This window comes from Desulfobacula sp., from assembly GCF_021107415.1.
In genome coordinates this window covers 1-5,741 of sequence record NZ_JAIOSW010000239.1, presented here as the reverse complement: position 1 = coordinate 5,741, position 5,741 = coordinate 1, and the positions used below count along the sequence as shown (strand labels likewise).

Annotated in this window: 8 protein-coding genes and 3 riboswitches; all 8 genes read left to right on the top strand. The window is 37.9% G+C overall.

Annotated features, from left to right (window positions below):
• Window positions 1-462 precede the first annotated feature (462 nt).
• Window positions 463-540: riboswitch (cyclic di-GMP riboswitch) on the top strand.
• A 23-nt stretch (window positions 541-563) separates the two neighbouring features.
• The 8 genes from K8S13_RS12990 to K8S13_RS12955 all read left to right on the top strand — a co-directional run bounded on the left by K8S13_RS12990 (window position 564) and on the right by K8S13_RS12955 (window position 5,390).
• Window positions 564-1,190 (top strand): PEP-CTERM sorting domain-containing protein, encoded by a 627-nt coding sequence (locus K8S13_RS12990; protein ID WP_291463069.1) that lies wholly within the window; start codon window positions 564-566, stop codon window positions 1,188-1,190.
• 10 nt (window positions 1,191-1,200) lie between these two features.
• Entirely contained in the window at window positions 1,201-1,836 is a 636-nt protein-coding gene (locus tag K8S13_RS12985) for a PEP-CTERM sorting domain-containing protein (protein ID WP_291463066.1), read from the top strand.
• Between the two features lie 136 nt (window positions 1,837-1,972).
• Window positions 1,973-2,050: riboswitch (cyclic di-GMP riboswitch) on the top strand.
• 24 nt (window positions 2,051-2,074) lie between these two features.
• Complete coding sequence (locus K8S13_RS12980) at window positions 2,075-2,707, top strand: PEP-CTERM sorting domain-containing protein (protein ID WP_291463065.1); 633 nt, start codon at window positions 2,075-2,077, stop codon at window positions 2,705-2,707.
• Between the two features lie 377 nt (window positions 2,708-3,084).
• On the top strand, window positions 3,085-3,198 hold the full coding sequence (locus tag K8S13_RS12975) for a hypothetical protein (protein ID WP_291463064.1): 114 nt from the start codon (window positions 3,085-3,087) through the stop codon (window positions 3,196-3,198).
• Between the two features lie 262 nt (window positions 3,199-3,460).
• Window positions 3,461-3,538: riboswitch (cyclic di-GMP riboswitch) on the top strand.
• 24 nt (window positions 3,539-3,562) lie between these two features.
• Window positions 3,563-4,174, top strand: coding sequence for a PEP-CTERM sorting domain-containing protein (locus K8S13_RS12970; RefSeq protein WP_291463062.1), 612 nt, complete (start codon window positions 3,563-3,565; stop codon window positions 4,172-4,174).
• A 7-nt stretch (window positions 4,175-4,181) separates the two neighbouring features.
• Window positions 4,182-4,328 carry a hypothetical protein gene (locus tag K8S13_RS12965; protein WP_291463060.1) on the top strand — a complete coding sequence of 49 codons (147 nt, stop codon included), beginning with the start codon at window positions 4,182-4,184 and terminating at the stop codon, window positions 4,326-4,328.
• Between the two features lie 602 nt (window positions 4,329-4,930).
• Entirely contained in the window at window positions 4,931-5,182 is a 252-nt protein-coding gene (locus K8S13_RS12960; RefSeq protein ID WP_291463059.1) for an Rpn family recombination-promoting nuclease/putative transposase, read from the top strand.
• Window positions 5,163-5,390 carry a hypothetical protein gene (locus tag K8S13_RS12955; protein ID WP_291463058.1) on the top strand — a complete coding sequence of 76 codons (228 nt, stop codon included), beginning with the start codon at window positions 5,163-5,165 and terminating at the stop codon, window positions 5,388-5,390. The genes K8S13_RS12960 and K8S13_RS12955 overlap by 20 nt, the downstream gene beginning before the upstream one ends.
• Window positions 5,391-5,741 lie beyond the last annotated feature (351 nt).

The window sequence follows — 5,741 nt, the reverse complement described above, 5'->3', positions numbered from 1 at the left end:
GTTTATTGTACAAGTATATTATATTTATACTCAAATGCCAAATGGAAAGTTTATTTATGGAAAGTTTATTTAAAAGAAAAAAAATCAGAGTAGAGCCATGTATCAGATGTTATCAGGAAAACAAAATCTGCGAAAACTATTCCGGAATTGATCAGAATTAGGGTGTATATGAACTGAAAATTCAGTTCGGACCTGGTTACCGGGTTTATTATGGCCTGGCAGGAAGAAAATCACTAAATTAGAATAAAAACTTGCACGGAGACACAAGGGTATTATTTGCTTAGTGCCTTGGTGTCTTCGTGCGAGTTCCTTTTTTAGGAAAAAGTTTACACAAATGTGGTAATTTTTTTCTTAATTTTTATTACATTTTTTTCCTATATAAAAATACATATAGCCGTTAATAAGGCTTTTTGACGCTCTGATTCCATGGTACGTTCTTTGCAGGTCTTCATTACTAAAACATGTTGAAAAAGCCAAACCTGTTGTGAAGCAGGGACGGAAAACCAAAGGATCTCATAGGGAGACCGCCTGGTTATCTTTGACGAAAAATAAGGAGATTTTTTATGAAATTTATGAAGGGAAGTTTATTATCAACAATTTTTTTATTATTAACTCTTGTTGTATTGAATAATTCATACGCACTGACGTTATCTGCATCTGCATCCGGAGAACTTATCCCTGGAACGGCAACATATCCAAATACAGTAACCAATGGAGATTTTATGATAACCGGAAATCATATAGCCACTCTTGTGGGTAATGGCATAGATGAATACACTACCTGGGTATTTGATTTTACCTCCGATACCGATTATGGGGCTTTTTCTGCCACAGATACGCTCACATCTGCTTGGTTAACATTAACGTTAACTCCCAAGACTGGTTTGATTACTACAGATTCAATGAGGATAAATGGTCTTCCAGTTATTACGGATATTATTCAATCGTTGGCCGTGGGGGTCACCACAACCATTGAATTCGAATTACTGACTTATTATACTTCGGATCAAATTATGGGTGAATTTGCATCATCTGTACTAGGCGAAATTGGTATGTTTTATCAGGATGATGCTATTCTTTCATTTGCAAGCCTTGACTTAACGACTGCACCTGTACCCGAACCAGCAACAATGCTTCTCTTCGGCCTTGGTATTTTAGGTCTTGCGGGCGTTAGCAGAAAAAATATTTAAGGAGGCACAGATGAAACGTATTGTCGCAATTTTATTTGTAGCGTGTTGTGTATTTTGTGTAGCGGGTTCAGCAAATGCCATTTCACTGGGAAGCCAGTTCGGGACATTGGTATCAATAACAGTTCATGAACAAACAGGCTCTGTACGTATATTTACATTCGATGATGAAGCTTTACAACTGCAAGTGGATATAATGGCAGAAGGATCAGGTGCTTATGATTTCCTGGGAACCGGCAATGAATTTTATGATATTTATGTGAGTGATGCATCAGGCGGCCTTGATTATGCGGCAGGTGATTTTATCACTATTGATTGCTTTAGAGATGCTCGTCTTACAGGTGGTGCGGTTGGAAATAATATCGATGCGGTTGCTTTAAATTTTTCCGGTGGACTGAATGTATGGGCAAAATATGTATCCAGCTATACATTGGGTTATGGCGTTGGTGCAGCCTACCCAGGGTATGAAGATGGTTGGGTCAACGAGGCGTTAGGTATTCCTGATGCCTTGTCCACGAGAGTGGGAGATCAATATTCATCCCTAACGTTGGGATTCTCACAACCTGTTCCAGAACCAGCCACAATGCTTCTTTTCGGTCTTGGTATCTTAGGCCTTGCAGGAGTCAGCAGAAAGAAACTTAGAAAATAAGTGCAGCATGAAGACAACTACTGTATTACTGGATAATGATGGTAGACGTTCAGGAAATGACAGGCGGGTATTTTCATATGCCGAGCATTTCCCTGAAAGAAGATCCGGTTCTTTGCAGGTCTTCTTACTAAAATTATGTTGAAAAAGCCAAACCTGTTGTGAAGCAGGGACGGAAAGCCAAAGGATCTTGTGGGGAGACAGCCTGGTTGCCTTAAGAATTATTTAGAAAGGAAATGATATGAAAAAATTTTTACTATTATTATGTGTGGGCGTAACCTTGTTGTGGTCTTCTCAGGTTTTTGCGACATCATTTACTGAAGATTTTGAAGGTAATTTAAATCAATGGACAGGTAAGGATGGTGGGGCTCATCATGGAGAAATCGTAGTTGATCCGCTTGATCTATCAGGATCAAATCATGCCATGAATTTTACTCAGTTAATTGGTGCAGGAGATATTTTCACTTCACTTAGTGTTTTTTCTGCAGGCAGTTATGTTCTGTCCTTTGATTATTTAGGTTACGCAGTTGATGGTCAAGGTCAGTTAATAGAAAATGATGATACAGGTGGATATGTTGGAATCAGTCAAGGCTATCCTGATAGTCATAGATGGTTGTATGCAACTGGTACAGCAAGTGGGGCATTGGATGTTTTAATTGATGATGGTTTATGGCATTCCTATACTTTTAATTTTACATCGACTTTTGATTTTCATCTGATGCTTGAAGATTTTAGTGGAAGTGGTGGCATTGCGGGTGATGCCTATTTCGATAATTTCAACCTCGCACCTGTTCCAGAACCAGCCACAATGCTTCTTTTCGGTCTTGGTATCTTAGGCCTTGCAGGTGCCAGCAGAAAGAAACTTGGCAAATAAGTGCGATATGAAAACAAATACAGTATTATCGGATAATGATGGCAGGCGTTTAGGAAGTGACGGGCGGGTATTCACATATGCTGATTATTCACCTGAAAGAAGATCTGGTAAAGACCGAAGGTCTGGTTTCGATAGACGTCTTAAACTGAGATAGTTATCTGGCAAAAAAAGAAAGGGGTGGTGCAGATATCGGCACCACCCCTTTCTTTTTAATTTTTAATTGTATGCATTCCTCTGGCGGAATTTAAAATTAAGATTTCAAAATTAAATGGGTATCCAGTCCGGAAATAAATTTTTAACAGATCATATTCCTGATTTTAAATATATCCTGTACGGATCTTTCTCAATACACAGATGATCAGATCAAGGGCACCATTATGGCACGGGTAACCATGCTATTACTCAAACATATTTTTGATCAGGATTGTTCTGCTAAACTGCCGGACATCTTTTTATTGTTAAAAAACGCTCCACTCATCAAGAACTTGTAATGCAAAGATCCAAAAGGCTCCCTCCAGGCAAACACCCCTCCACTGGAAGTCGGAACAAATCTTTGAAGCCCCTTTTTTGCTCAATTTGATTATGTCTTCGTGCGAGTTTCTTTTTTAGGAAAAAATTTACTCAAATGTGGTAATTTTTTTCTCAATTATTATTACATTTTTTTCTTAGATAAAAATACCTATAGCCGTTAACAGGGCTTCTTGGCGCTCTGGTTCCATGGTACGTTCTTTGCAGGTCTCCTTATTAAAATTATGTTGAAAAAGCCAAACCTGTTGTGAAGCAGGGACGGAAAGCCAAAGGATCTCATGGGGAGACAGCCTGGTTATCTTTTAACAAAAAAATAAGGAGATTTTTATGAAAAAAATTGCAGGTTTTTTATTGTACACATGTACGATGTTTTTTTTATGTGGGACAGCAAATGCCACAATAATAAATTCAATTGCTGGATTGACATCGCCTGCTACGACAATAGCATTCGACGAACTATCATTGACTAGTCATACTTCGGTTACTAATCAATATAGTTCTTTTGGAGTAACATTTACACCGAACCTTTACCAAGAAAATTCGGTTTCTTCTTCTATCGTGAATATCGATGATTTTCATTTAAGCAACTTTCGCCCGACAATAAATCCATTTGAAATCGGTTTTGTAACGGATCAAACCGAAGTAGCCTTTATATTTGTAACAAACCCAGGTAGAATTAGCACATTTGCAACATATTTGGATGGAATGTTTATAGAGAGCGCTACATTCTCTACTGACTATACATCCTCCGATAACTGGTATCATTTTAGTGGGTATTCTTTTGATAAAATTTTAATATCAATAGCTGGCAACGATCAATACATGCGCCTTGATACTATACAACTCACCTCACCTGTACCAGAACCAGCAACAATGCTTCTCTTCGGTCTTGGTATCTTAGGTCTTGCAGGCGTTAGCAGAAAGAAACTTGGCAAATAAGTGTCATATGAAGACAAATGCAGTATTACCGGATAATGATGGCAGACGTTCAGGAAATGACAGGAGGGTATTCTCATATGCCGAGCATTTCCCTGAAAGAAGATCCGGTGAAGACCGAAGATCAGGCTTTGATAGACGTCTTAAACTGAGATAATTATCCGATAAAAAAAGAAAGGGGTGGTGTCGATATCGGCACCATCCCTTTTTTTTAATTTTTAATTGGATGCTACTTTCTGGAATTCAAAACTAAAAATTAAAAATTAAAAATCACCACCCGTTCCGGGGCGTTTACCTTCCGGTCGCTGGTTTGGACATTGCAACAAGTTCTATATTCGAAGCGCTAACCGCAAAACTCGGCCATATCTGGCCTCAAACACCTTGCGGTCTTAACGCTCCGCTCATTAAGAACTTGTAATGCAAAGATCCAAAAGGCTTCCTCCAGGCAAACACCCCTCCACTGGAACGGGTATGTACCGAACAATCTCATGGCACATATCCAATTTCAAAGTGAATCCATGTATCGGATGTTATCAGAAAAAGGGAATTCCAATCTTTCAAGTTTGAATAAATTATTGGATACTTTGGGGCTTACATTGACCATTGGTATGAAGGAAAGTGCAGCATAAAAACAACTGCAGTTTAAGTTTTGAATTTTTAATTGTATGCATTCCTTTGGCGGAATTCAAAACTAAGAATTCAAAAGTCAATACAGATAAATATCTTGCAGGTCAAAGGTTCTCATGGTAATGATTTTTTATGGAAGACAAACTATATCACTCCCACGACAAGCTGTTCAGAGAAACCTGGAGCAATCTGTCCAATGCAAAGTCCTTTTTAAAGAATTATCTGCCTGAAAAAATATTGAAAATCGTACAACTGGATTCTCTTGAAATCTGTAAAGATACTTTCATTGAAAAAGATCTGAAAGATTACTATTCAGACATGTTGTACAAAGTCAATCTTGGAGAAGATCCAGGCTATATTTATTTTGTTAAAAGATCTGTCTGAAAAAGAAACAGGATTGCAATATTTTGAATCTTTGATAAAATATGTATTTAGCAATGTGGAAGATATCACAGTGGAAAAAATCAAATCCATTGTTACAGATACATTGTCAGAAGATAAAGGAGGCATGATCATGACTTTGGCTGAAAAATTAAGAAATGAAGGGCTTCAGAAGGGGCTTGAGCAAGGGATAGAACAAGGACTCCTTTGAGGGGATCGAGTTTGCTGTCAGCATCAAATTTGGTGACACAAATGACTGCAAAACTGTAATCGCAAAAATAAAGACTATCAAAGCTATAGCGCTCACATAAATTGAGACGGTTTCGCTCTGATAAATTAAGACGTTGCTTCACAACACAATTCACAAAAACAGCATTTTTTCATTTCCAAATAGTTTCCAAATGCAGATTTAAAAATAAATTTCAGTTGTTCAAATTGGATGGAATTTTCAGAGATGAAAATTTTGTTGAAGTACTTCGTTCCAATCATGCCCGGTTGGGCGAAGTCTTTTTATCGAAGGATATTGTTTGATCATTTTTTTTGCCATGCTTTCACCGGTTCT

Coding starts and splice junctions, on each gene's coding strand:
- K8S13_RS12970 (WP_291463062.1), top strand. CDS start 3,563: ATGAAAAAAATTGCAGGTTTTTTATTGTACACATGTACGATGTTTTTT.
- K8S13_RS12985 (WP_291463066.1), top strand. CDS start 1,201: ATGAAACGTATTGTCGCAATTTTATTTGTAGCGTGTTGTGTATTTTGT.
- K8S13_RS12980 (WP_291463065.1), top strand. CDS start 2,075: ATGAAAAAATTTTTACTATTATTATGTGTGGGCGTAACCTTGTTGTGG.
- K8S13_RS12960 (WP_291463059.1), top strand. CDS start 4,931: ATGGAAGACAAACTATATCACTCCCACGACAAGCTGTTCAGAGAAACC.
- K8S13_RS12975 (WP_291463064.1), top strand. CDS start 3,085: ATGGCACGGGTAACCATGCTATTACTCAAACATATTTTTGATCAGGAT.
- K8S13_RS12965 (WP_291463060.1), top strand. CDS start 4,182: ATGAAGACAAATGCAGTATTACCGGATAATGATGGCAGACGTTCAGGA.
- K8S13_RS12990 (WP_291463069.1), top strand. CDS start 564: ATGAAATTTATGAAGGGAAGTTTATTATCAACAATTTTTTTATTATTA.